This is a genomic window from Faecalicatena orotica, assembly GCF_003149245.1.
Lineage (GTDB): Bacteria > Bacillota > Clostridia > Lachnospirales > Lachnospiraceae > Faecalicatena_A > Faecalicatena_A orotica.
Genome location: NZ_QGDL01000016.1, coordinates 129,122 through 154,453, shown reverse-complemented (window position 1 = coordinate 154,453; position 25,332 = coordinate 129,122). Strand labels below are relative to the sequence as shown.

Below are 25,332 nucleotides of genomic sequence, written 5' to 3'. Positions count from 1 at the left end.
GTTTGATGAAGAAGTGCTGAAAGCACTGCAGCTTCAGTACATAGCACCTGATGATGTGGTACTAAGCCCGAAGCTGCTTAAGCATTAAACGATAAAAATACAAGCCACCATATCCCGGACAACTTTCACATCATCATGTCCGACCTGTAGGAGTTAGTCTTGCAAGTCGATCTCCCAGAGGTCTGTTTGCTGTACCCGGTTTATGGAGTTTCTTATAAATTCATATTTATTTTAGCACGTAATGGCGCAAATGTGATGAAAAATTTCTTTAAATCAGTACGTTTTTTAATGGTACGTGGGATTTAGTCTTGCATACAGGGTTCAGTTTTGGAATTCACGCAAAAAGGTGAGGTAAAAAGTAATGGAAACAGCAGAAAAGCCCGGAAACAAAAAGTTCCGGGCCCCGCCAGATACATTCCGTACCTGACTATGCTTCTCTTAAAATTCTAACTACTTCCAGATCTGTCTCACCGATGGATATGATATCTTCCTTTTGGATCAGGATCGGCTTCTGAATCTTCTTACCGTTCAGATATGTGTGATTCTTTGATCCCTCATCCCTTAAGTACAGCTTGTCTTTACTTCTCACGATAGAACAGTGGACCTTGGAAATCTTCTTGTCATCAGGCAGCGGAAGGAACTCCTCGAACGCCACTTCCTTCGTAGTTCTTCCGATTCCAAAGCTGTCATAGAAAATGAAATCGTAGCGTTCCTGTGTATCTACGTTCTCAAGGATGAGTTTCCAGCGTTTCTTCTTAGGAGCAGGAGCCGGTTCCTCTTCCACAGCCTTCTTCCTGCGTTTCTTTGCAGGACGCTCGTCGTAATCCTCTTCATCCTCATCTTCATCATCTATCTCTTCATCAAGCTCATAACTCTTATATACTTTTCGTTCCTTAACAATCGTCACAATCGTGGCAATGATGGTGACTAAAATTAAAACTGCCAGGACTATCAGAATAATCCAGTACATCATTTGTCAATCAACTCCTTCAAGAGTTTATAGTACTATATTTTTGCTGTTCAGGCAAGTAAATCTAGACTTTTTTAATCCTCATACTCACATATATATCCCAGTTTCCCTGAATACGCCGGCTCTGCCGCAAGCATATCATCCGGAACGTCATTCCAGACAAACCGTTTCTCTCCGTCATAGAAAAACAGGTCCATATACTTCTCTTCCAGATTCCCGTCCTGAAAACTTGGTTCGCCGCCCATCCATTCGTCTGAACACCAGCTGTCGTCTGAATTTAATTTTTCACCAAACAGCTTATTATCCTGATTCACCCAGTAGTAGTCCTGAGACTGGTTATCACGCCTTCCGCCGAGTTTGAAATAAATATCCGTCATCTTCTGCCGGCTGATTTCCTTTCTGATCGTCTCATACTCTTTCGAACTGTTGATCCGGACAAGGTAGCCGCCCCTGTTCAGGCAGTCCTGAAACGCCTCCTGCCATGTACAGTCACTGATAATATACTCATATCTGTGTATGCCTGTGTCGTCTGCCGGTACAGAAGCATCGTATGTACTTCCCTGATTTTGGGACTGACTGCTGTTATCTGCATTGTCTTTATTCTGGGAGGAGTTCTGACTGTTATCCCCGCTGCCGGAATCCTTATCATCCTTGGAATCATTCGTTTCCGGCTTATCCGCTTCCGGCTTCTTATCATCCTCTTTCTCTGCACCGTCCCCCTTGACCTGACTGCTGTCATTCAAAGCCGTATCTTTCAATTTCGTCACTTCCATCTTCTGCGCCTTTTTATTTGAAATATAAGTGCCGGCCCCTATTCCGGCTCCGATACCCACAATAAAGGTCAGGCAGATAATCACAATAATTACAATCTTCAGATTCCTGTTGTTCCTCGGTTTTTTCATCCCCTTGCGCCTCCTATTAATTATTTATCCACATTGTAGCATACTTTTCAACATATTAACATGGAAAATGCCGCCGGGGGACTGACTGAAATATAAACTGTGTAAAAAAGAACAGAGACCTCTGATTCTAAGGCCTCTGTCCTGCTAGAACTTCCTACATATTTTTTCCAGTTAACATTTATTCTACACTTTTATTCGATTATAATCTCTTTAATAACTTTTCTCTTTCTTCTTCAAACCCTGGTTTACCCAGAAGTGCAAACATGTTCTTCTTATAGCTCTCCACGCCTGGCTGATTAAATGGATTCACGCCGAGTAAATATCCACTAACGCCGCATGCGAACTCAAAGAAGTAGAACAACTGTCCCAGATAAAATTCATTCTGCTCCGGAATCGTCACCATCAGGTTCGGTACATTACCGTCTGTATGGGCAAGAATTGTTCCGTTCATTGCACTCTTATTTATAAAATCTACGGTCTTGCCTTTCAGGTAATTCAATCCGTCAAGGTCAACCGGTTCTTCATTGATCATAATCTCTGCCGGCGATTCCTCTACATTCAGAACCGTCTCAAACATAATTCTGCTTCCGTCCTGAATGAACTGTCCCATAGAGTGCAGATCGGTCGTCAAATCTACTGATGCCGGGAGGATACCCCGCTGGTCTTTACCTTCGCTCTCTCCATACAACTGTTTCCACCATTCAGATACATAATGCAGGCTTGGCTCATAATTGGCTACAATCTCAACGGCCTTGCCTTTTCTAAGCAGGATATTGCGGGCTGCTGCATACTGCAGTGCTCCGTTCTCTGCAAAATCATTCTCCAGCGCTTCTTTTCTTCCTGCCGCTGCACCTTCCATCAGCTTCGTGATGTCTGCACCGCTGACTGCAATCGGAAGAAGCCCTACTGCCGTAAGTACGGAAAAACGTCCGCCAACATCATCCGGTACTACGAAAGTCTCGTATCCTTCTTCTGTGGCAAGGTTCTTCAAAGCTCCTCTGGATTTATCGGTCGTAGCATAGATTCTCTTTGCTGCTCCCTCTTTTCCATATTTCTTTTCCAAGATTTCTTTAAATACACGGAAGGCAATGGCTGGCTCTGTTGTCGTACCAGATTTGGAAATCATGTTAATGGAAAAATCTCTGTCGCCTACTACATCCATCAGGTCTTTTATGTACTTGCTGCTGATGCTGTTCCCCACATAATAAACTTCCGGGGACTTTCTGACGTCTTTGGAAACGACATTGGCAAATGAATGTCCAAGGAATTCAATTGCAGCTCTTGCTCCCAGATAAGAGCCGCCGATTCCGATAACCAACAATACTTCCGAATCCTCGCGGATCTGCTCTGCTGCCTTCTGGATACGCGCGAATTCTTCTTTATCATAATCAACCGGAAGGTCGATCCATCCAAGGAAATCATTTCCCGCTCCTGTCTTTGCAACCAGCTTGTCCTTCGCCTGTGCAACCAGTTCGCTCATATATTCCATCTCATGTTCCTGAATAAAACTACTTGCTTTCGAATAATCAAATGTAACTTTATTAGCCATTGTTCATCCTTCCTCTCTAATCGTTTTTACAAGCTAATTCTATCAAATATGCTATGCTTTATCAAGCTAAAAACTCCTCTAATATTTGACGAATTGCCTCCTCTTTTAGTGCAGGCTGCTCATCCTCCTCCATTTTTTCCTTTACCGTACGTCTGATCACCTGTCTTGCGGCCTCGCCTTTTTCTGCCCTGCGCGGCTCACCCTCTATATTAATGGGCAATTCCTGTTCCTCACGCTGGACGGCTGCCCTTGTTGCCCCAACGCTCTCCGGACTGATTACATCTATGTTTTCCTTTTCCGTCTGTTTCACCTTCTTGTAGCGGTGTGCACAGACATTTTCAAGGTAATCTACCATATAATTCTTTGCTGCACTAATTTTATAAGGTTCGTCTGATAACTGTCTTATCACAAACAATGCGATCATTTCCGCTGCCCCTGCAGCCAGATACTGGAACATTCCCTCGCAGAACCCGTGTGCCAGATAATGTCCTCCTGCTCCTAATATAGCTAAAATTCCTGAAAACCAGATCGCCTGTGCCTCTATCTGCCTCCATGTATGTACCCGTAAAATAAATCCTCTGTATTCATATATGTACTTCTCCACAAATGCCCCTACATTATCTACTGCATCGTGTATCATGCATGCGTGCTCATACTTGGCGCGCACCAGTTTCATCAGTTTGTGTGTGCTCTTCTGCATATTGCCTGCTGCTTTTACCATTCGGCGAAGGGTTAGCTGGTTCACTATTTTTGCCAGTACCCCGATGATGCCTACCGCAATCATTAAATAGAAAATAATGTTTGTGTCGGCTGCTACGTTTTTAAACATAATAAGACCTCCTGTTTTATATGGTTGTGACACAACTACCATTTGTTTGGTGTGAGCCTATTATATCTCAACTTTTCGGGACTTGCCTTAAAAAGCGTTCTACATAATTCGCCACAGCAGCATAATTTCAGCTTAAAACAGGAATATCTCAGACTTAAGAAACATAGAATAAAATAATAGCATCGATCCTTCAATTTAACAAAATAATTCAAATCACATCTTCCTTTTCCCCTTAAGAAAACTCCTGTCATTTTATTGGAAAATGGCTCGAAAATTGACACACGAAATAGGTCTGGTATTTTTATTTTCATTTTGCTATAATACCAATAGCTTATTATTATCGGTGTTTCTGGCTTATGATTGCACTGTCACACAGACGGGAAATGAATCTGCCAGTGCGCTGACACCAGATTAATCAGTTGAAATATTCCGAAAAAGGAGGTAATTACAATGCAGTACAAAACACAAGGCGTCTGTTCACAGATGATAAACTTCGATATAGAAGACAACAAAGTCAAAAACGTAGCCTTCACCGGAGGGTGCAATGGAAATCTTCAAGGAATCTCACGTCTCATCGAAGGCATGGACGTAGACGAAGCAATTTCAAAGATAGAAGGGATTCAGTGCGGTTTCAAAAAAACATCCTGCCCCGACCAGTTAGCAAAAGCATTAAAAAAAGCAACCGGAAAATAATCCGATTGCTTTCTTTTTGTAATATCAATCTCCATGTGCCTACTCATTCTTGAGTGCCCCTCTTTGAGGAATTGAAGCAGTTGTCAGGTGAAATACATATAAAAAAATTTGTGGTGTTTTCTCGGTACAGGTCTTTTCTATAATCAAAATTTTTGTTAATAGTTTCTCCTGTTATGTAAAAAACCTGACAACTGCTTCAATTCCTCAAAGAGGGGTGAGGCTGCGGATGGAGAGGTGTTAGTCTATCCAGATTCCATCGGTTAAGGATGTAGCTTCCTCATAAGGATATTCTGCTTTCATCCCCGCAACATGATCTGCATGTACTCTATAAAAATACCCTCTGTCTACTGCAAATGACTTACTTGTACTTACAAAATATGTATTATGATCTTCAACCTGCCAATAATCAATCTGTCCCCATGTTTCTGTTTCTTGATTATACCGATCTACATATATAACTGTTGCTATATAATCTACTGTATGATCTGCTGTGGTTGAAGCATACACATAAATCCGGCCCCTACCAGCTTTTGTTATTGAACATTCACCATCCATTAAATGTTCTCCTCTGGTAACCACACCGCCGTTCGTATAACCTGTGGATGTATCCCGTAAAGTAAGATAAGAACCATCTATTTGAATACTATCGCTCTCTTTAGCATTAACATCTGTCAGTGATACTGCAAACATACCACAAATTACTAACAGTGCACAAAATATAGAAATAATTCTTTTTATCATTAGTATCCTCCCTTTTACACCCTTCTTTAATTAAACAACTCAACATTATAAAACTTATGCATTTAATTTAAATTAATTAAATTTTTTACTATTTTAATAAATTCCTCCTTTTCCATTACACCCTTTAATTGATAATGAACGCCCTCTTTTGTAAAATTCACTAAATATCGTTTTGAATTTTTCTTAGCATATTCTTCTATGACTATGGTCTGATCCAAAGCTTCAATCTCTATGGTATCCGTTAAAGTATCTTCTTCCTTTTGTCCTAATGAAGAATCGGAATTATTTTCGTATATTCCGTATCTTATAATTTCTCCATTATAATCATAAAATAAAAATGCCCTTCTTTGTTCTGTGTCAATACTTATATTTTCCAACTTCATATTTTCTGGTTTATATCCCAACCTAATCGGCATTATTTTTAATTGTTCTCTTATTTCTCTATAAGCAGTTACCTCATCACCATCCTTCGAATTTTGAGTTACCATATCCTCCACATTTGTGACCTCCATAGCTTGCCCACCATGCATCTTTTCCCACAGCACTTTTAAATATGACTTGCTCCCCACACTCGTCATACCAACTGCAAGTACAAGAACCATAACCGCTGCCAATGAAACAACAAATTTCCTTCTCCGCGGCATGTGGATTCTTTTCGCCTTCTCCCCTTTGTCCGTTTTTCCCTCCTTTCCTTTATTATCACTGTTAAGGTGCTTATGATACTCGGTATGAACCTCGAATAGCTCTTCCTCCTTGCTTTTCTTTTTCATTAGTTCTCTACCGAGACGCAGTGCCTCCATGTCTTCCGCAGACAGATGCACTACATTGTCTTCATTTGTACGCGCGGCAAAATTTGGCGCAAGTTCCTCCGAAAGTTCTTCTGCTGCACCTTCCATTCTGACATTTTTGTTTTCATGCTCTGAGGCACATTTCTTTTCATATGCCCGGATTTTTGCCAGAAGTGATTCCTCCATCTTGTCCGATACTTTGATATCGTCAAGATCAGGGTTATTCTCAATTTCTTCCTCTATCTTTCTGGCTTCCCTTTCCACTTCTTCCTTCAGTGATAGTTTTTTATTTTGTTCCATACATGTTCCCCTTATTTTGGCTACTACTTTTTCTTGACTTTTTATTAAATAAGTTTAATATGAAATTATATGTGTTTTTCCGGTTATATGCAAGTATTTTATTTTGGTTTACGGCTGAGATTAATTTGTTACACCGTGTACCCGAAGGGTGGGAACTATAACTTAAACTCAGTGTGTCACATAAATAATGTTGCTTTATCCGGCCACTCGGATATTATTAACTTCATGTCAGTGGAGGTTATATCCGCCACTGCCCGAAAGGGCCTGTATCACATAGTACCTGAAGTGATATAATATGAACAATTCAAATTTGGAGGTTTTACATTTATGAAACGAATTATACTTACCGGCGGTGGAACGGCCGGGCATGTCACCCCCAATATTGCCCTGATTCCCCGGTTAAGGGAACTAGGCTATGACATCCAATATATAGGATCTTATAATGGTATCGAAAAGGAACTTATCGAACCTTTTGGGATTCCTTATCATGGAATTTCTTCCGGTAAACTGAGACGTTATTTCAGCGTCCAGAATTTTACAGATCCATTCCGTGTTATGAAAGGTTTTGGCGAGGCCCATTCTATTATTAAAGAATTAAAGCCTGATATTATTTTTTCTAAAGGAGGATTTGTTTCTGTACCGGTTGTCCTGGCTGGAAAGCGCTGTAAAGTGCCTTCCATTATCCATGAATCAGATATGACACCGGGTCTGGCTAATAAGATTGCCATTCCTTCCGCCAGCAGGGTCTGCTGTAATTTTCCTGAGACCCTGAATAGTCTTCCTAAAGAAAAAGCTGTACTGACAGGTTCACCAATCCGTCAGGAGCTGTTGTCCGGCAACAAGATTGCTGCTATGGACCTATGCGGTTTTTCCGCTGATAAGCCTGTCATCCTCGTCATCGGAGGGAGTCTTGGCTCTGTGGCAGTTAATAACGCTGTCCGCCTTGCCCTGCCTGATCTTCTGGACCGTTTCCAGATTGTGCACCTCTGCGGAAAAGGGAAGGTTGATGATTCTCTGAACAGCCTGAAAGGATATGCTCAGTTCGAATACATCAAAAATGAACTCCGCGACATCTTCGCCCTTGCGGATATTGTTATCTCCCGTGCAGGCGCTAATGCTATCTGCGAGCTTCTTGCATTGAGAAAGCCAAATCTTCTGATTCCGCTTTCAGCTAATGCCAGCCGTGGTGACCAGATATTAAATGCACGTTCTTTTGAACGTCAGGGCTTCAGCATGGTACTCGAGGAAGAAGACCTCACTAAGGAGTCTCTTCTTGAATCAGTAAAGAATCTTTATGAGAACCGCAGTAAATATATGGATGCTATGCGCGATTCCAGGCAGCAAGATTCAATTGATACAATCATTGGGCTAATCGAAGAAATCAGTATTAAATAAGTGCCAATCTATCACATGGTTTAAAAAACAGGTGCCGAATAGACACCTGTTTTATTATAACCGGTTCAATTCGTCATACTCCACACCAAACTCTTTTTTAATCCAGTCCTTGGCTCTGTGCAATAAACTATGCAGCACCTCAATACGTATTCCCATTTCTGCGGCAACTTTTGCCTGAGGGATCTCCATGTAATATGCCAGCGTAATCGCATCGTACCATCTGCGGTTCTTATTCATTAAAGCTTCAAATATGCGTTCATGCAAATCAGAGCGGTCTATATCCCTGATTTCCTGCAAAAATTCATCTTCAGCACTTTCAACAGTATCCTGAATGACAGATTCCTCTGCAGTCATCTCTTCAAGAATCTCACGTCTGGCTCTCTTCCTGTAATTCAAGGCACTGTTTTTTGCAGTTGTATACAGCCACGATTTAATATTGCTGTGGTTCATATCATGATAATAAATATATAATTGGAGAAACGTACTTTGAGTAATATCTTCTGCTACATCATAATTGCCTGAATATGTATATGCTGCTTTTAAGACAAGATTCTTATATTTTCCATAAATCTCATCAAACTCACGATTTTCAGTCAACATTTCTTCTCCGGTTATTACTGTAATTTGTTTAAGATTTCTTCTTTATCAGTTTCTGAAAGTTCGCCCATCTTCCAGCCCAGGCCCACACCATCACCATTATATCTTGGTATCAGGTGCATGTGGAAATGAAAGACAGTCTGCCCTGCTGCCTCTTCATTATTCTGTACAATGTTATATCCATCGCATCCAAGCATGTCTCTAAGCTTTAGTACCATTGATTTAGCAAGTACCATAGCTTTAGCTGCCAGATTGTCATCCAAATCATACAGATTCCTGTAATGATCTTTCGGAATAATAAGCGCATGCCCTTTTGAAGCCGGGCTCGCATCTAAAATCACGCGGAAGTCTTCATCTTCATAAAGCGTTGCAGAAGGAATCTCACCTGATGCCAGCTTACAAAATATGCAGTTTTCATCTTTCATAATTTATCCCCATTTCTCTTTTTATAATTGTTTAATAGTAGTATATCCCATTTTGTCCGAAATGAGAAGACCCTTTTGATTACTGTTCACACCCGCTAGTCGCCCGGATACTGTCGAAATTTGTATGGCGGATTTTGTTGAACCAAGGAAATCATCGTGCTAGACTTAAAAATGAGGATAACCAAAAAAGGAGGGACTTAAGATAATGCTACATAATATTGACATTAATAAGATGAATGCGCTTATGGAGGAAAATCATGACGCAAAACAGATAATCACACAGTTACTCGACAACCACCATGAGACAGTATCTACTATAGCTCACGAAATCCGGAACCCGCTGACATTAATTTCATCTTCGCTTCAGGTTATGGAAATACAGCATCCTGAGGTTCAGGAATTCCCGCACTGGAAACAGACAATGGAAGATGTGGACTTCGTATGCCAGCTTTTAAGCGAACTGTCAACCTTCAACAATGGCGATACACTGCATTACTCGGTATTTTCCATTGAACGGCTTCTAAAAAACATTGCAGTCTCTTTCGCAATCTCTTTAGACAGTGAAGACTCTGATGTAGAATTTACTTCAGATATTCCCTCCGGCCTGGGCGACTTCACAGGCGATAAAGTGAAGTTAGAAGAAGTTTTTCTTAACCTTCTGAAAAATGCCAAGGAGTCTATCTCCGGTGAAGGCAGTATTAATCTCTTTGCAAGCCGCACCAAAGACACTCTTACCATCAAATGTAAAGATACAGGATGCGGTATTTCTGAAGAAATCATCGACTATATCTTTGAGCCTTTTAAAACTTATAAGGAGGGCGGTACAGGGCTTGGGCTGTCACTGTCAAAAAGAATTATCGAATCTCACGGGGGTACGATTTCTGTTGAGTCTAAAATCGATGAAGGATCAATGTTTACCATCAAACTGCCTATCTAATTATACTGTAGTAAAATACAGATGTTAATTGATGGCGTCCCCGGATCAGAATTCTGAATGCCTGCTTACTACGCGTGGTCTCCTGTACAGCACCGCCGCAGTTATGAATCCACAGACAAGGCCTCCTATGTGGGCGGCATTGTCCACACCTGAGCTTGTAAGTCCAAAATACAGGCTCAGGGCAACCATAAAGAGAAGTCCGCGGTTCGTCAAACGTCCTACTCTTCCATGATTTTTCAAAACAACACACAGCAGGGCTCCCATCAGGCCGAATACAGCCCCGGATGCCCCTGCTGATACCACCATCTCATTTGCCTTTATATCCAAATACAAAGACAGCAGATTCCCGCCTAATCCTGAGACAAAATAGATGATTAGAAACTTTATCCTGCCTGTCTCTAATTCCAGATTCCATCCCAATGCACCCAGCATAACCATATTGTTTAGCAGGTGGCTGATCCCAAAATGCAGGAACAAACTGGTAAACAGCCTGTAATATTCATGGCCGCTGACAATATACGGTACAAACATTGCTCCGTGATCCAGCATAAACATGCTGTCTTCTGTCATTCCTATCAGTGAAAGAATGAAAAAAACCCCTACATTTATAACAATCAGAGCCGTTGTACACACGGCGTTTTTATTTTTTTCCAAAATGATTCCCCTTTATATAATGTTTAAGTAACTGTTCATGATTCGGAACAGTTACTCATTTAATACATATTATAAAGGTTCCTCTTCCTGATGTCCATCAGTTTCCAGAATCAAATCCTTCCATTTCCCCCAGCGTCCTTTTTTCACTTTATCTGCGGCTTTTTTCCACGGGCTTAAGTGCCCGCCCATCTCCCGTATTGTCTCTACGTCCGGAGTCTGTACATATTCCTCCTCATCTACTGTAAAAAGAGGCTCATCAGGTATATATGTGGTTTTTGCTTTCATTTCTGTATCCATACTAGCCCTCCTTTTTTCTTCGTGTTCCCTGTATTCATCCATTATTTTTTCAAGATCATAATTTTCCTGCAGGGAAGCTTTATGAAGTTCATATGCCAGAAGAATCCCTTCAGTTTCCTCATAGTCCAGTTTTTTAACAAAATACTCTGTAATCACATGAAACGCCTCGCAAAGAGGTCTTTTTCTTGCCGGCAGGTAACAGAAATGCCATGTGTCTGCGCTGTAAAACATAAATTCAGGATAAAGCAGGAGCCCGTCCGGATTCAGCATGTACCGTCTAAGCGACTTCACTGCTTCCATGAGGTTATTTACAAACAAAATCATGTCATCCCGCTTTATGGGAGACTCCTCAAACATGGTTTTCATAGATATCATCCCTGTCACTGTATAGCTGTATCTGCTCCTGCCGTCTATCCCACATCCCGTAATATCCAACAGGCACGGAATATTGTTTTCCTTCAGCATGTGTATCTGATAATCTTCTTCATAAGCCTGCGGCAGATCAATGTGCAGACAGACTTTGTTTAATTCCTTTTCATATTTTACCTTCATTTATCCACTCCCTTTCCGCCTAAGGCTTCCAGTTTTCTTTTTAGCCTTATTTTCTCTTCCGCCTTGGTGATGACCGCCCTTTGAACAACCGAAACCCGCATCCGGCCCTTTTGGGCATATGCCTGAATCTCTACCTGTTTTTTGCTCTTCGTTATGTTTACACCTGTCAGATGTAATAGAATTAACTTACCATCAGTCCTCTCCCTGTAAAAGTTTTGGAGGTCTGTTCCCTCTTTTCCCCGCTGCCTCTCGAGCTGGGCGCCCAGCACGGCCGTTTCTCCTGCTGCCGCATTTAATATGTTTTTATCATGGTAATAAAATACTGTATAAACAATGAGCAGAAATATCATGATGACGGTTGGAAGTATATAGGCCATTTCAACCGTAACACTTCCTCTTAACCCATTTGTAGCCGGCGCCTTAATTCTTATCCTTCTCATCTTTTCATTCACATCAGATTCCTCCTATACAGATCCATATCGTATAGGATATTAGAAGAAACGGTACAAACGGATATCCTGTACTCCTGTCAAACTTATGAAGAACCAGCGCGAATACTGCAAACAGGGCAGATAATAGAAACGCACCAAACAAGACTCCCAGCAGATTCCAGAAGCCAAGATAAATTCCCAACACCAAAATCAGCAGGCTGTCGCCATACCCGAATCCCTCTTCTGTCACTCTGCTGACTGCAAGGAACACCACACCTGCTGCCGCGCCTCCAAGAACGATAAGCAGCGGCATGTCCCGCTGGTATGCCTGATACATTCCCGCTGCAATGCCGCCTGCTGCAAGCAGACAGACCGGAACCCTTTTTATCCAGATATCAATTACAGATAATAAACATAAATATATACCGCACCATGCCTGACCTATTTCGAACATCTGCTGCATCCTCCTAACACTCCTGCCTCTGATTTTTTGACTGCACGGACTGTTCTCTTTAGTCCGCTGCAGTTTAGTGAATTATGGTATTTCCCACCTGACTTTGTGATATATACACCTGCCATCGTATCTCCGTGAACACACTTCTCACATTTGTGGTATCGTCCCCCGTCCTCATTGCGAATTCCTGAAAGCTCAGAGAAAGAAACAAACCGGACCGACAATTGAAGATAGGTACAGCTATAATCCTCGTGGTACACCAGTCCGGTGTCTGTGATATAGACAATCTGGTTCCCATCGGAGTCCCCATTTCGTGATGTATAGCCATTCCAGCCCTTGACCCTCATGCTCTCTTTGAACTTTGCCGTCAGATTTGTAAATCTCGGAACAGGGAGCCGTACAGCATATTCAACCGTTACATAAATCTCGCCCGTTAGTATGGACATATATGTTTTACTGCACCGGATGCCGGAGCTCCCTCCATCCAGAATACTCCTCTCGATTCTTTCTGAACCTATATTCTTCACAATATCACTTTTTAATTTCATGACATTGACAGCCGGCAGTGTCACGACATCCTCAGCCGCGGTTTTCGCCGCGCTCTGGGCGGCGAAACGGATGCTTGTCCTGATGGACTGTATCTCAAACAGATAAATAAAACTCAGGACAGCAAATAGAAAAATAGGGATGGCTAACGCCGCCTCCACTGTCACGCTTGCCTTTGAACCCAATACAGATGCCCTTTCTTTGATTGATCTTGTCGGGCTATAGAATGATTGTGTCATCGCAGTCTTTTCCTTTCTTTATTTTTTTATTTTTTATCTTTATTCCTTATGGCAGGGATGGGCCAGCAGGCTTAAGAAGAAAGGGCATCTGCATTGGGTTCAAATAGCGTCTCAGGCTGTCTCGTAACCAAAATATACCGGGAACTGATATTCCAGACCTTCGCGTATGATTGCTTTATTCTGGAGCTTAAGCTTTACAACACAGGAATCAATACAAAAATTTGTTATATTCTTTTCCAACCTTATATTCTGCTCTACTCTGTCCAGCGCTTTCATTGTTAATGTATCTTCATTTTGTAAAAATAAAAGAATCCTGAGATAATCCGTATAGGAAAGTCCATCTTCTGCGTCCATTCCTTCCTGTGTATCTTCTCCTGTCCCGAGTGTCATCAGGGAAGAAAGGGAAAGCTGCCAGTTTCCGCTGTTTTTGACAAGTGCAGCCTTCCTGCCGGACATCATTGACCTTAAATCCATGACACTTTCACCGAATGCCCAGGCCGCCAGCAGCACCTGTTTCACGATTCCTGCTACGGCCGGCAGGGCTGCCAGCGTAGACAAGGTGAGCGCCAGTGCCTCCACTTCTGCCTGCTTCTCTGTATCTGTCTGCAGGTACAGGTAATTCATACCGAAGCGTATCGCAAGCAGTTTCTTTGCTACTGCTTCCAGATTTTCTGAATCGGAGCCCTTACCCCCTATCATGTATTCAATCTCATAAGACAAACTACGATTCTCCCCTTTTGTCTCCACGGCATTACTGAATTTTTTCAGCAGATATTCGTGAAACAGGAGACGTTCCTCAATCCCATTCAAGTCCTGTCTCATATAAAAACTACCTTTTCCCTTCCTTAACGTTCTGGCTCCCGGCTGCTCTGACAGGTTGATCTGCCTGCCCGAAAGCTGGTATTCCCGTGGAAGGATAAGCTGAAGGAGGCTGGACTGCTTCAGGCTCTCTACATTGGGCAGAGGGTTTTCTTCGGCCGGCAGCATACTCTCGTTTTCCTCAAGGGTTTCTTCCAGCTGTGTATTCCATTCTGAATCCTGACGCCCCAGTTCTTCACCATTCAGTTCCTGTTCCTGCCACTGCCCTGTCATACCCGCTAAGTCTCGTATGATAGAGATTCCGTATGTATCCTCCATATAATCAAGCACTTGTTCACGAAACGCATTTCCGTTTTTATCTGACAGATACTGAATCCCCTGAATATCATGCTCGATTCCCACCGAACCGTAATATCTCATGCGGTCCAGAAGATTTTCTTCACGGTACGATGCAGTTCCGTAACTTATGTCAATCGCCAGTACTTCATACTCCTCCAGAAGCTGCTTCTGATACTCACCAAATATAGAAAATACAGCCCGGTCCACATCGAGCCGTTTCTGATTCTTTTCCGTCTGTATCACAGTACTCTCAATCATAGCCGATATAAACGAAATTATAAGAATAAAGATCAGGCTCAGAAATGCCGTTACTTCTCCTTTTTTCAATTTAAATCCCCGCGCTTTCACTTGTAATCTTATCGAAGATAGAATTCACCAGGCTGATCAGCTGGTTTTTAAATATCAGCACGAGTGCTATGATTACGACCAGAATCAGAATCATTTCCACAACTGACAATCCCGAGTTATCTTCTATAACCATTCTAATATGCAGCCATTTCCGCCTGATTTTACCAGTTACTTTATTCATAAATTCCTTCATACATAATCCTCCAGTCATTTATCATCTTACTTCTCTAAATCTGTACAGTCAGAAATGCCGGTACCACGATGATCAGCAGGACAACTGCCAGCATCATAAACATGGGGCCCAGCAATTTTGTTCCCGCCTCTTCCCCCAGCCTTCTTGCCTCATTTTTACGGTCCTCAAATGCTTCCCTGGCCTCTTTTTTCAGCAGATCTGTCAGGCCCTTCGTTCCCTTCCTCAAATTCTGGGAAAGCATTGCCCCAAACTTGCGATAGGCCGGCAGGCCGCATCTGCCGCCGAATCTTTCATAGCACTCCCCCTCCGGTATTCCTCCCTGAATTTCATGCATAGCATATACCATTTCCTCATAAGCCGGCCTGGTTCCTTTGTGTGGCTTTATTCTTTCATATTCCCGTGCAATCTGGAACCATGCTTTCCTTGCTGTCATGCCAGCTGCCAGAAACAGTGTAAACTGACTGATCAGCTGCGGATAATCTACTGTCAACTGTCGGTTCCGCGCCTCCATCTGCTGCTTCTTTTTCTCTTTATCAAGGGCAAATACAGCCCCGGATGCGGCAATCCCTAATACAAAAAGTCCTGCCGCGCGGGAATCACCCGTGTATTTCCACGAAAGCCTTTTCCCGTCCAACTCATCAGGCAGAGTCAGATATGCCTTCTCTCTGCTATCAGCCTCCTCTTTCTGAATCTGTTGTGCTAATTCCCTGACCCGTTTTTCTTCTGCACTGATAGCAGGAGGAAATACTTTCGCACAGAAGGAATGTACGGCTTCCTCTCCTTCATAGGACAGCAGGGCCCTCAGCCCCACCAGAGTCCCCTCCTCACGCAGATTGTCCTCATTCAATTCTCCCATGAGATTCATAACTTCATAATTATCAAGTTCCCATGAGACCTCTATTCCCGTATCGGGAATGCGCTCAATCAGGTTCAGGTCTCCCCTGACCTCATCCAGAGTGGTATTCTCTCCAAGCACCAGTTCCTCCAGCTTCTTACCGGCTTGATCAAACACTTCCGGAAGCTTGTCTTTGCTATATTGCTGTTCCCCCACAGTCACAGTCAGAGATTCCTTATCCCCGCCAATCCTGACTTCCAGATCAATATCCTGCTTTCCCTCCCCCGGGTCTTCCCGTTCCAGAATACTTTTTCCGGACTTGTTTTTTTCCGGGGCCCGGCTATGGTCGGCCACATATACAAGAAGTGAAAGAACACTCGCTGACAGGAATACCATTCCCATTCTTCCATATACCGAATTCCATTTTACCCTTGCCATGCCATTCCTCCTGCTCTCCTGTCTTTTTCCTAAACCTCAATATCCACTATTTTCTGGCCAATACGGTAAGCCGCAATATATATCCCCATGCAAATGCTCATCAGAACCACCCCCAGCACATTCCCATACAAAACATTCATGAATTCAGGAAAAGCAATCCTCATATACAGGATGATTCCGGCCGGTATGATACACATTACTTTAAATTCCAGCTTTCTGGCTGCCAGAAGGGTCTGTATTTCCTTCTCTACCTCGATCTTCCCACTGATATCTCGTACCGTATCCCTCATAATCGTAATACTATCCCCGCCCGTTCTTTTTGCTGTCACAAATACCGTTGTAAAGCTGGTAACGTCTTCCTGATTTACCCTCTCCGCGAATTCCGTCATCACCTGTTCGGCGGTCCTGTTCATGTCCATCTGGTATATCATGCGGTCAAATTCCTTCTGTATCCTGCATCTCTTGTGGAACAGCGCTTTCATATCCCTTGAAGCCTCCCTGATTGCATTCTCTACAGAATACCCCACATTCATTGCAGATGCCATCGTCTGAATCCCTGTCCTGAACTGTTCCCTAAACTCCAGCTCCTTCTTATGGAACTGCTCCCTCTGCCAGTTCTTAAGATACAGGGCAGTCCCGGGAATCATAAGAATGACTGAAAGCCACGAGTTATAAAACAGATATCCCGCTATTCCCGTTAGCAGGAGCCCCCTCATCAGTGCCAGCAGGTATTCCTTCCCGCTGATATCCTGCTGCCAGAAGCTTTTCAGAATGAACGAGTTCTTCCACCTTCATAAGCCTGCCTTTAATTTTCCCATTTTCCATACCCTCCTCCCTGAATTCATACAATGTGTGGATTCGTATCATGCCATCTTCAAAACCGAGAACCTCGGCAATCTCCAAAACTTTTCTGCTCTTATCCCTCAGCCTGCCTAAATGGATGATAATATCAATAGCGGATGCAACCTGCCTTTGTATGGCCGGCAGGGGCATATCAATCCCCATCATCATCATTGTCTCAAGACGGTGCAGCATATCGGTCGGGTTGTTGGCATGTCCGGTCGACATTGAGCCGCTGTGTCCGTTGAGCATGGATGAAATCATATCCACCGTCTCGTCCCCGCGGACCTCCCCTACGATAATCCGGTCCGGCCTCATGCGCAGTGCCGACCTGATCAGGTCACGGATCGTAACAGATCCCTCCCCCTCCAGATTCGCATTCCTCGCCTCCAGCCTTACCAGATTAGGAACCCCCTTTATCTGCAGTTCGGCATTGTCTTCAATCGTTATAATTCTTTCGTCCTTAGGAAGGTAGTCTGACATAGCATTCAGGAATGTCGTTTTTCCTGACCCGGTTCCTCCACTCACAAAAATGTTATATCTGGCACCCACAAGCATTTTCAAAAATTCCACCACTTCATCCGTGATGCTTCCCCATGAAATCAACTGATCAAATGTTACCTTTTCCTTCGGGAATTTACGTATCGTCATGATAGGGCCATTCAATGCTACCGGCTTAAGAACCACATTTACACGAGACCCGTCTTCCAGCCTGGCGTCTGCAATCGGCGATGCCTCATTCACATACCGGTTCGTCCCTGCAACAATCTGCTGGATAACATCTTCCAGTTTATTACCGGATACAAAGCGCTTGTCCGATTGGAACAGACGGCCGTTCTTCTCCAGAAATATATTATCTGTTCCATTGATCATAATTTCCGTAATTTCCTCATCCTCTATTAGTTCCTGCAGGATATCGAGCTTTCGGAACGCATTGAATAACTCCCTGCTTAAATGGATTTTCTCCTGAAGGGGAATATATTCTTCCTCCCCGGACTCATTCAGTACAGTATGTATGAGTTCCAACAGTTCTCCGTCTTCCATCTCATGCCCCATGTCCATCTTCTGAAGGACCCTGTCGTACATCTGCTCCAGCCGGTCCATTAAAGATCACCTGCCTTTACCTGCACTTTTTTCTGTACCGTATGCTCCAGTACATCTTCAAATCCGGTTACCCGCAGGTTTTCAGAATACTGTCTGAGCTTTGCCTGCGATACGGGATCATCTGTATATAGCGTATATACCGTCCTGCATGCCCTCAATATCGGGTACAGCCCTCTGATTCCGTCACCAAGGTCCAGAATCACATGTTTATACATACAGTTTGAGAATATCTCTTCAAACAGCCGCAGCCACTCCTCTTCCCCGACTGCCCTTAAATCCTGAATGACAGGTATGGGCGCCACATAGTCCAGCCCGCCTGTCTGCCCTGCCATTGCACTAATCCTCAGTCCCAGATTTCCTTTATCCTGACGGATATAATAAAGCAGGTCCCCCAGATTCTGTCCCGTATTCTGCGGGAAATAATAATCCATTCCGGAATATTCCTCCAGATTCAGATACAGTACAGGCCCTTCTTTTGAAAGTTCCTTTCCCAGTTCCAGTGCAAACCTGGTCTTGCCTATCCTGTGTACAGGCGAATAAATTCCAATCAGCTGCCCGCCCCGTCCTTCCTTGTGCCGCAGCAACTCCCCGCCGTCCATCGAATCTTCCAGAATTCTGGTTAGTATCATGTCCGCGGACTGATACTTGTATATCCCTTTTTCATCAGGCAGGAGCCCTTTCTCTTCCCCTTTCACAAGTACATAGCGTACATTTGCAGAGATCTCTTTTCTTTTACCGGCCGGGTAGTCTTCCCCCAGCAGCAGGATGTGGATTTCCTTTTTCTTCGAAAATGCCTCAAGATGTTCCAGATTCTGAAACAGATGCATCTGAAATCCCAGTTCCTTACGTGCACTGATTGCCTGCATAAGGTTTCTGGCATACTCTTTCTCCACATCACAAATCACAAAATTCTTCGGGTGCAACGTATCCCTCCTGTTCTGTTTTCAATGTGTTATCTCTGTTCATCAATTAATTGAATTTACTGCTGCGATTCATGCAGCCTGACTCGATCGTGATGGTCAGATTTCCCTGCTAATCTAACCAAAGATATATTCGTCACGGAGATTCCGTGTTCGAATGTGACAGCAGCTCGAATAACTGCTGTGTGAATCGTATTATAAACACAGTTTTTCTAAAAGTCCAGACCCATTTCTAAATTAGTTTGTTTTTGTGAAAACCTTACAAATTTTGATAGAACAAAATCCCGTAAAGCAGGCAGACGCCCGGAATACCAAGGCTTCCGGTTGTCAAAAAGGACACTGCATTCAAACCGACATTTAATGTGTTATCTCCCGGCAGAAGATACTGATTGATGAAGAAAATCAGTCCCATACCAAGAATCGCCCTGACAATAAAATTAACCACCGCAGATGCCAGTTTATTTTCCATAATCACAAATCCTCCGCCACTTGCATATATGATATCTTATTCCGGATGTTCTCCATTTATTCCGTTAATTTCTTAACAACCAGCTTCAAAGGGGTCTGACCCCTTTGAAGTCAAAAAAAGACAGGCTCCGCCCCCGGAACCTGCCACTTTAATTCTTGTTTCGTTTACTTATAATTTGATTGTCACTTCGCGGTTTGTCCTGTGGTACTGATGATAGCGGACCCCTGCTGCATCCATCATTCTTTTCGAGGCCATAACCCCCGCAGTGTCTGCATATTTGTCGCAGTCATATATAACTTCCTTGATCCCAGACTGAATGATCGCCTTTGCACACTCATTGCAGGGGAACAGGGAAACATACAGCTTCGCCCCGGACAGGCTGCCGCCGTTATAGTTTAGAATTGCGTTCAGCTCGCTGTGCGTGGAGTAAACATACTTCGTCTCAAGCGGGTCATCCCCTTCTCTTGCCCAAGGAAACTCATCGTCTGAACAGCCGATCGGAAAACCGTTATATCCCATTGATAATATCTTGTTGTCCTGACTGACGATACAGCATCCTACCTGAGTATTCGGATCTTTGGAACGCATGCCGGAGAGCATTGCCACTCCCATGAAATATTCATCCCAGGACAAATAGTCCTCTCTTTTGTCTGACATGTCCAATCGCTCCTTTCAATTTATTTCGTTCCGAAAATGCGGTCTCCTGCATCTCCAAGACCGGGTACTATATATTTATGTTCGTTCAGGCGTTCATCCAGTGCACCTATATAGATATCAACATCCGGATGTGCCTCCTGCATACGCTTAACCCCTTCCGGAGCAGCAATTATGCACATAAAGCGGATTCTTTTTACACCCTTGTCCTTCAGCATCTGGATCGCTGCGGTGCTTGATCCTCCTGTAGCCAGCATAGGATCTACAACGAATACCTGTCTTTCATCACAGTCTGCCGGCAGCTTGCAGTAATACTCCACAGGCTCAAAAGTCTCTGGGTCACGGTAAAGCCCGATATGTCCTACTTTTGCAGCGGGTATCAGAGTCAGCATTCCATCCACCATTCCCAGTCCGGCCCTTAAAATCGGCACAACGGCCAGTTTCTTCCCGGCAAGTTCTTTTCCGATTGTCTCGCAGATTGGTGTCTTAATCTTTACATCCCCAAGCTTCAGGTCACGTGTTGCCTCATAGCACATCAGGCAGGCAATCTCACCGACAACCTCGCGGAATTCCTTTGTCCCTACCTCTTCTCTGCGGATGTAGCTGATTTTGTGCTGAATCAATGGATGATCCATAATGTGTACTTTTGACATCATTCTCCTCCTTGTGTAAATGTATTTAATTTATTTGTTAACTTTTCTATCAGCTTCGTGATAATCTCATAACATTCCCCGTATGCAGTCAATGGCTGCCCATACGGGTTCGGTATTTCTGTATTGTCCTCTGTGAACTCATTTAGAGTATAGACATTTTTAATATTTTCATACTCTGAAACTACTTTCCACTTCTGGCTGTCTTCCATCGTAAGGATCAGTGTATCTTCCTGTAGGTCATCCGCCGAAAGTGCAATGGAAGAATGTCCCTCCAGAGTCATCTGGCCGCTCTTCATAATTGCCTCCGCCTTTTGATTTGCAGGCTCGGGAAAGAGCACGACAAGGCCACGGGAATCAATCGTATACTCCTGATTTAAATCCTGATGCTTTAACAGCCCGGCCGCCATAGGCCCCCTGCTTGTATCTGTATTGCTTAAAAAAATAATTCTCCTGTATTTCTGCTGCTTTACAATCGGCGCAGCAAAAATCCTGACATGCCCTGCTGCCTTTTCCAGCCTGTTCATGATGGCATTGCCAATCCCCTGAACAGCAAAAGACTCGCTGTAAATCTCTGAGACATCTTCTTCATCAAACTCGCGTAGAACGGCATAAAGATTCCTCGCAATCGTCTTATCATTCTCTCTGGAACCTATGTTTTTCACAAGCCCATGTGTATAAAAAATTTCAGTCTCATTCGTTGCGATGATTCCAATTTTCTTCCCTTCACGGAAAGCCGCGTAGGCCAGCTGGCGGATAGCGAGCACTTCTTCCCTGAGTGTACCCTCCACAATCGTAAGCTTTGCTTTTGGAGCATAGTGGCGGTATTTCATTCCCGGCGCTTTTGGGGCCTGATCGCTCTCACTTCCAAGGATGGTCTCATCCACGCTGACCGGGCCGATCACTTTCTCCAGCATATCCACAGTAACGGCACCCGGGCGCAGTATCATAGGAGGTGTGACTGTCATATCCAGAATCGTAGATTCCAGACCGATATCCACGCTTCCCCCGTCCAGAATCATCTCAATCTTGCCGTCCAGGTCTTCCTGCACGTGCTGCGCAGTTGTAGGGCTCGGCCGTCCCGATGTGTTAGCGCTGGGCGCAGAAACAAAACCACCTGCTGCCAGAATCAGCTCCCGGGCAATCACATCGCTCGGCATCCTGACCGCGACCGTATCCAGTCCGCCAGTGGTGCCATAGGGAACCTGCCCACTCTTTTCAAATATCATCGTAAGCGGCCCAGGCCAAAAATGAAAGGCCAGTTCTTCCGTCTCCGGAGGTATATTGACCGCAATCTCTTCCAGAGCCTGCATATCTGCAATGTGTACAATCAATGGATTATCTGAAGGACGTCCCTTTGCTGCATAAGTCTTCTTTGCCGCCTCCTCATCCAAGGCATTCGCTCCCAGTCCATAGACCGTTTCCGTAGGAAATGCAACAAGACCGCCCTGTTTCAGAATGTTACCTGCTTCTAATATCACTTTTTCGTCTATCTGATTAGGATCTACTTTTTTTATTATTGTTTTCATAGGGTCCATTATACCATCATTCATAGTAAAAAAAAACAGAAATTTATGAACAGGCTTTCTACAGACTTATCCACATTACTGTTCACTTATTTGGGCAGGCAATCCTTTATCCCCTCAGAAATAGCCTCTGCCAGTGCATTCTGGTATTCATCACTTCCAAGTTTTTCCGCTTCCTGTGAATTACTCAGAAATCCGCATTCTACAATGATAACCGGTACCTCCGTTTTCTTCAGCATATAGTATGTATCATTTGCTTTCGCCTGTCTCTTATTGTCCGGATCTGCCGTTAGCAGTGCCTGCTGCATAATCTTCGCAGCGTTTTCCCCTTCCTTAGAGTGGGTATAATAAAACACCTGCGCTCCATGTATACTTTCTTCGGGATAACTGTTCTGGTGGATACTGACAGCCAGTGACGGCTTCGCTTTGTTAATAATTGAGACACGTGCTTTCATGTCCTCTGCCTTTGAATCTGCAAGCCCTTCTGCATCTTCACGGGTCATGACTACCGCAAACCCCTGTTTCTCCAGATTTGATTTTACCTTTTTCGCAATCTCCAGGTTCAAATCTTTTTCTAATGCCTGATTTATCCCCACTTTCCCCGGATCTTTTCCACCATGGCCGGCATCAATAGCGATAACCTGCTTTCCTTCTGCCTTCGCCTGGGCTGCTGTCTGCACACTTTCATCCGCCATGTAATTCTGATACAGATATTCCCCCGCCTTCTGGCTGCCTGCCACTGCACACCCGAGCAGCAGTATAAGTGCCAGTAATCCTAATTTCCGGCGCAAAAAAACATCCCCTTTCCCATATATTATTTCTAAATATATGCGGAAAAGAGATGTTTCTTTCCTAATTTACATATTGAAGAATCAAATCCCAGATATTTGATTTTTCCCAGCCAAGACGCCATTCGGCAACTCCTGCAAGATTATTCTCTTTGATGAGCTTCAGCTTTTCCTCAATGGACTTGCTGTCCTCCAGCCAGATCTTGTAGGTTCCGCCGTCAGTCTCCCATTCAGCGTAATTCTGCTTTGCCTTGTCATCCCATGTGGTCTCTGCACCGGCAGATTTAACCATATCCTCTGCCTCTTCCATTCCCAACGCCGTGCTGCTCACCTTATTCGGATAGTCTGCGGCCTCGGTTCCCGCTTCTTCCTCCAGTTCTGAGGCTGTCTTTGGTGTCTCCAGCCAGAGTCTTGTATAGAACGGGATTGCATTCACGAGTTTTGTATTCGGAACCAGTTTCAGAGCGTTCTCAATGCCATCTTTTACATAATTATAAGACGCCACGGAACCTGCCTCATAAGAGCCGTCTGTGTGCTCATCATATCCCATGATGATCACATAATCCGCTACAATTCCCTGTTCCTTCAAATGGTAATGCTCATTATACGGCATTGGAACATAATCATTCACAGAAAATACGAGGTCATTCTGTCTGCACTTTACAGACAGCTCTCTTACAAACTGTATATAATGCTCTCCACACTCTTCCGAGATCAGTTCGAAATCGAGATTGATCCCGTCAACCTGTGACTGCAGCGCCGCCGCAATAACCTGGTTGATCAGATTCTCCCTTTTTGAAGTATAACTCAATACTTCGTATGTCTCATCATAGGAGTTGATTCCTCCATGAAAATCACGCAGTACAGCCCATACATCCAGATTGGACTGATGTGCATAGTTTACATAATCAGAGTTGGCAATCGATGATATGTTGCCTTCTGTGTCAGAAATACTGAACCATGTCGGTGCGATTGTAGTCAGCCCCTTTGTACCTGCGATTGTCTCAAGTACATAGCCGTTGGCGGTGTCATTCTCCACATTATGCCATGCCATGTTGATCGTACTGCCTGTTGAGATATTCGTGTACTCCGGTTCCTCAAACTTTCTGGATGTTACTTCCTTTTCAGAGGTCTTTAGCGAGCTTGTCTTAACATATCCAATAAACCCGTCATCAGTACGGACCTTCATCCAGTCATTCTCGTCTTCCAGTACCCTTACCTTGTCAGACTTCTTTACTTCTGTCAGAATCGGACTCTTAACTCCGCCCTGATACCTGACTTCTGTATCTCTCTTTAACACAGCATAGGAATGTTCACCCCAGTCACACTCAATAACCGCTCTCTCAGGCACTGCTTTATCCTTACTCTCATAGATCTGATAGTCCATGTTCGTATATTCCTGGATAAACGCAAGCGCTATATATGCAGTCTTTCCTTCTGCCTTCAGTATTACATAATCTTCACTTTTCTTTTCTTTAATATCTGTGTACTCTTTGCTGCCCACACTTACAGAAACACTGCCGCTCGGTAATGTATATAACAATACATTTTCATTGGAATCCCAGTAGAAACGCTCATTGATATAATCGCGTACTACAGAATATTCAATATAAGGCACACCGTCAAATACCTTTCCTCCGGCTGTTCCGCCTTCCAGCGCGCCGATTACCTGATTATTCACAACTGTAGCCAGATCGTCATCACTTTGTATTCCATAATATTGTTTCAGATCGGCCTTCTCTTTTGATGAGCCGTATTTCTTCCAGACAATTAATCCACCTATTACTATGATAATCAGTACAATAAGAAGTAATATCCTTATAATCAGATTGCGTCTCCTTCTCCTTGCACGGCTGCTTCTTTTTCTTGGATTCTGTCCGCTGCTTCTTGAGCTGCCTGGTCTAGGGCCATTCGGGCCTGCGCCTGCCGGCCGGGGATTCCCCGTCCTTGCATCGCTGCTGCCTGGGCGTCTTCTCTGTGCATTCTGCTGTCTCGCCCTCTGGGCATTCGCAGCTCTTCTTTCTCTTTCGTCCATGCCGCACCTCCTATTAGACCCTATTATACCTTATGAAACAGGAGTAGTTCAACCTGAATAACATATTTTTTACCC

Annotated in this window: 28 protein-coding genes; 3 read left to right on the top strand and 25 right to left on the bottom strand. The window is 43.8% G+C overall.

Annotation, left to right across the window (positions count from 1 at the left end; all coding sequences use genetic code 11):
• Positions 1-427: 427 nt before the first annotated feature.
• The 4 genes from A8806_RS22135 to A8806_RS22120 form a co-directional block, all read right to left on the bottom strand.
• On the bottom strand, positions 428-973 hold the full coding sequence (locus tag A8806_RS22135) for an FHA domain-containing protein (RefSeq protein WP_109733350.1): 546 nt from the start codon (positions 971-973) through the stop codon (positions 428-430).
• 71 nt (positions 974-1,044) lie between these two features.
• A complete protein-coding gene (locus tag A8806_RS22130) occupies positions 1,045-1,872 on the bottom strand; it encodes a C-type lectin domain-containing protein (RefSeq protein ID WP_109733349.1) in 828 nt (275 codons plus the stop codon).
• 199 nt (positions 1,873-2,071) lie between these two features.
• A complete protein-coding gene (locus A8806_RS22125; protein ID WP_109733348.1) occupies positions 2,072-3,421 on the bottom strand; it encodes a glucose-6-phosphate isomerase in 1,350 nt (449 codons plus the stop codon).
• Between the two features lie 61 nt (positions 3,422-3,482).
• Positions 3,483-4,250, bottom strand: a complete 768-nt coding sequence (locus A8806_RS22120; RefSeq protein WP_109733347.1) for a hypothetical protein — start codon at positions 4,248-4,250, stop codon at positions 3,483-3,485.
• A 450-nt stretch (positions 4,251-4,700) separates the two neighbouring features.
• Between A8806_RS22120 and A8806_RS22115 the strand changes: the two genes are divergently transcribed.
• Entirely contained in the window at positions 4,701-4,943 is a 243-nt protein-coding gene (locus A8806_RS22115; RefSeq protein ID WP_109733346.1) for a TIGR03905 family TSCPD domain-containing protein, read from the top strand.
• A 237-nt stretch (positions 4,944-5,180) separates the two neighbouring features.
• On the opposite strand, the gene A8806_RS22110 is transcribed toward A8806_RS22115, so the two are convergent.
• Together A8806_RS22110 and A8806_RS22105 are read right to left on the bottom strand one after the other, a co-directional pair.
• On the bottom strand, positions 5,181-5,684 hold the full coding sequence (locus tag A8806_RS22110; RefSeq protein WP_109733345.1) for a DUF6147 family protein: 504 nt from the start codon (positions 5,682-5,684) through the stop codon (positions 5,181-5,183).
• A gap of 62 nt (positions 5,685-5,746) precedes the next feature.
• On the bottom strand, positions 5,747-6,772 hold the full coding sequence (locus A8806_RS22105; protein ID WP_109733344.1) for a DUF4367 domain-containing protein: 1,026 nt from the start codon (positions 6,770-6,772) through the stop codon (positions 5,747-5,749).
• 327 nt (positions 6,773-7,099) lie between these two features.
• On the opposite strand from A8806_RS22105, the gene A8806_RS22100 reads away from it, so the two are divergent.
• A complete protein-coding gene (locus A8806_RS22100; protein ID WP_109733343.1) occupies positions 7,100-8,167 on the top strand; it encodes an undecaprenyldiphospho-muramoylpentapeptide beta-N-acetylglucosaminyltransferase in 1,068 nt (355 codons plus the stop codon).
• A gap of 54 nt (positions 8,168-8,221) precedes the next feature.
• Here the strand turns inward: A8806_RS22100 and A8806_RS22095 are convergent, their stop codons facing one another.
• Both A8806_RS22095 and A8806_RS22090 read right to left on the bottom strand, forming a co-directional pair.
• Entirely contained in the window at positions 8,222-8,767 is a 546-nt protein-coding gene (locus A8806_RS22095) for an RNA polymerase sigma factor (RefSeq protein ID WP_109733342.1), read from the bottom strand.
• Between the two features lie 14 nt (positions 8,768-8,781).
• The gene (locus A8806_RS22090) at positions 8,782-9,189 is read right to left on the bottom strand and encodes an HIT family protein (RefSeq protein WP_109733341.1); all 408 of its coding nucleotides are present in this window, start codon (positions 9,187-9,189) and stop codon (positions 8,782-8,784) included.
• Positions 9,190-9,394: 205 nt separating this feature from the next.
• Here A8806_RS22090 and A8806_RS22085 point away from each other — a divergent pair, with 205 nt between their 5' ends.
• Positions 9,395-10,126, top strand: coding sequence for a sensor histidine kinase (locus tag A8806_RS22085; RefSeq protein ID WP_109733340.1), 732 nt, complete (start codon positions 9,395-9,397; stop codon positions 10,124-10,126).
• Between the two features lie 45 nt (positions 10,127-10,171).
• Here A8806_RS22085 and A8806_RS22080 read toward each other — a convergent pair whose 3' ends face one another.
• From A8806_RS22080 to A8806_RS22000, 17 genes are all read right to left on the bottom strand, one after another.
• Positions 10,172-10,780: a rhomboid family intramembrane serine protease gene (locus A8806_RS22080; RefSeq protein ID WP_109733339.1), complete on the bottom strand. Its 609-nt coding sequence runs from the start codon at positions 10,778-10,780 to the stop codon at positions 10,172-10,174.
• Between the two features lie 69 nt (positions 10,781-10,849).
• Entirely contained in the window at positions 10,850-11,629 is a 780-nt protein-coding gene (locus A8806_RS22075; protein ID WP_109733338.1) for a DUF6382 domain-containing protein, read from the bottom strand.
• Positions 11,626-12,081 carry a TadE family protein gene (locus A8806_RS22070; RefSeq protein ID WP_109733337.1) on the bottom strand — a complete coding sequence of 152 codons (456 nt, stop codon included), beginning with the start codon at positions 12,079-12,081 and terminating at the stop codon, positions 11,626-11,628. The genes A8806_RS22075 and A8806_RS22070 overlap by 4 nt, the downstream gene beginning before the upstream one ends.
• Before the next feature lies 1 nt (position 12,082).
• The gene (locus A8806_RS22065; RefSeq protein ID WP_109733336.1) at positions 12,083-12,514 is read right to left on the bottom strand and encodes a prepilin peptidase; all 432 of its coding nucleotides are present in this window, start codon (positions 12,512-12,514) and stop codon (positions 12,083-12,085) included.
• A complete protein-coding gene (locus tag A8806_RS22060; protein ID WP_109733335.1) occupies positions 12,502-13,299 on the bottom strand; it encodes a hypothetical protein in 798 nt (265 codons plus the stop codon). Before A8806_RS22060 ends, A8806_RS22065 begins: the two co-directional genes overlap by 13 nt.
• Positions 13,300-13,410: 111 nt before the next feature.
• Positions 13,411-14,784, bottom strand: coding sequence for a DUF5702 domain-containing protein (locus tag A8806_RS22055; protein ID WP_181368824.1), 1,374 nt, complete (start codon positions 14,782-14,784; stop codon positions 13,411-13,413).
• Position 14,785: 1 nt separating this feature from the next.
• The gene (locus tag A8806_RS22050) at positions 14,786-14,938 is read right to left on the bottom strand and encodes a Flp1 family type IVb pilin (protein ID WP_242996229.1); all 153 of its coding nucleotides are present in this window, start codon (positions 14,936-14,938) and stop codon (positions 14,786-14,788) included.
• Positions 14,939-15,032: 94 nt separating this feature from the next.
• Positions 15,033-16,271, bottom strand: a complete 1,239-nt coding sequence (locus A8806_RS22045) for a type II secretion system F family protein (protein WP_181368823.1) — start codon at positions 16,269-16,271, stop codon at positions 15,033-15,035.
• Between the two features lie 29 nt (positions 16,272-16,300).
• Entirely contained in the window at positions 16,301-16,918 is a 618-nt protein-coding gene (locus A8806_RS22040) for a type II secretion system F family protein (protein ID WP_242996228.1), read from the bottom strand.
• Between the two features lie 22 nt (positions 16,919-16,940).
• Positions 16,941-18,215: a CpaF family protein gene (locus A8806_RS22035; protein ID WP_109733331.1), complete on the bottom strand. Its 1,275-nt coding sequence runs from the start codon at positions 18,213-18,215 to the stop codon at positions 16,941-16,943.
• Entirely contained in the window at positions 18,215-19,138 is a 924-nt protein-coding gene (locus tag A8806_RS22030; protein ID WP_109733330.1) for a P-loop NTPase family protein, read from the bottom strand. Before A8806_RS22030 ends, A8806_RS22035 begins: the two co-directional genes overlap by 1 nt.
• A 256-nt stretch (positions 19,139-19,394) precedes the next feature.
• A complete protein-coding gene (locus A8806_RS22025; protein WP_109733329.1) occupies positions 19,395-19,604 on the bottom strand; it encodes a pro-sigmaK processing inhibitor BofA family protein in 210 nt (69 codons plus the stop codon).
• Between the two features lie 168 nt (positions 19,605-19,772).
• Positions 19,773-20,261: a deoxycytidylate deaminase gene (locus A8806_RS22020; RefSeq protein WP_109733328.1), complete on the bottom strand. Its 489-nt coding sequence runs from the start codon at positions 20,259-20,261 to the stop codon at positions 19,773-19,775.
• A gap of 20 nt (positions 20,262-20,281) precedes the next feature.
• The gene (upp, locus tag A8806_RS22015; RefSeq protein WP_109733327.1) at positions 20,282-20,911 is read right to left on the bottom strand and encodes a uracil phosphoribosyltransferase; all 630 of its coding nucleotides are present in this window, start codon (positions 20,909-20,911) and stop codon (positions 20,282-20,284) included.
• Positions 20,911-22,437, bottom strand: a complete 1,527-nt coding sequence (locus A8806_RS22010) for an L-threonylcarbamoyladenylate synthase (RefSeq protein WP_109733360.1) — start codon at positions 22,435-22,437, stop codon at positions 20,911-20,913. The genes upp and A8806_RS22010 overlap by 1 nt, the downstream gene beginning before the upstream one ends.
• A gap of 86 nt (positions 22,438-22,523) precedes the next feature.
• Positions 22,524-23,225, bottom strand: a complete 702-nt coding sequence (locus A8806_RS22005) for an N-acetylmuramoyl-L-alanine amidase (protein WP_242996227.1) — start codon at positions 23,223-23,225, stop codon at positions 22,524-22,526.
• A gap of 61 nt (positions 23,226-23,286) precedes the next feature.
• Positions 23,287-25,257: a glycosyl hydrolase family 18 protein gene (locus A8806_RS22000; RefSeq protein ID WP_109733326.1), complete on the bottom strand. Its 1,971-nt coding sequence runs from the start codon at positions 25,255-25,257 to the stop codon at positions 23,287-23,289.
• Positions 25,258-25,332: the final 75 nt, after the last annotated feature.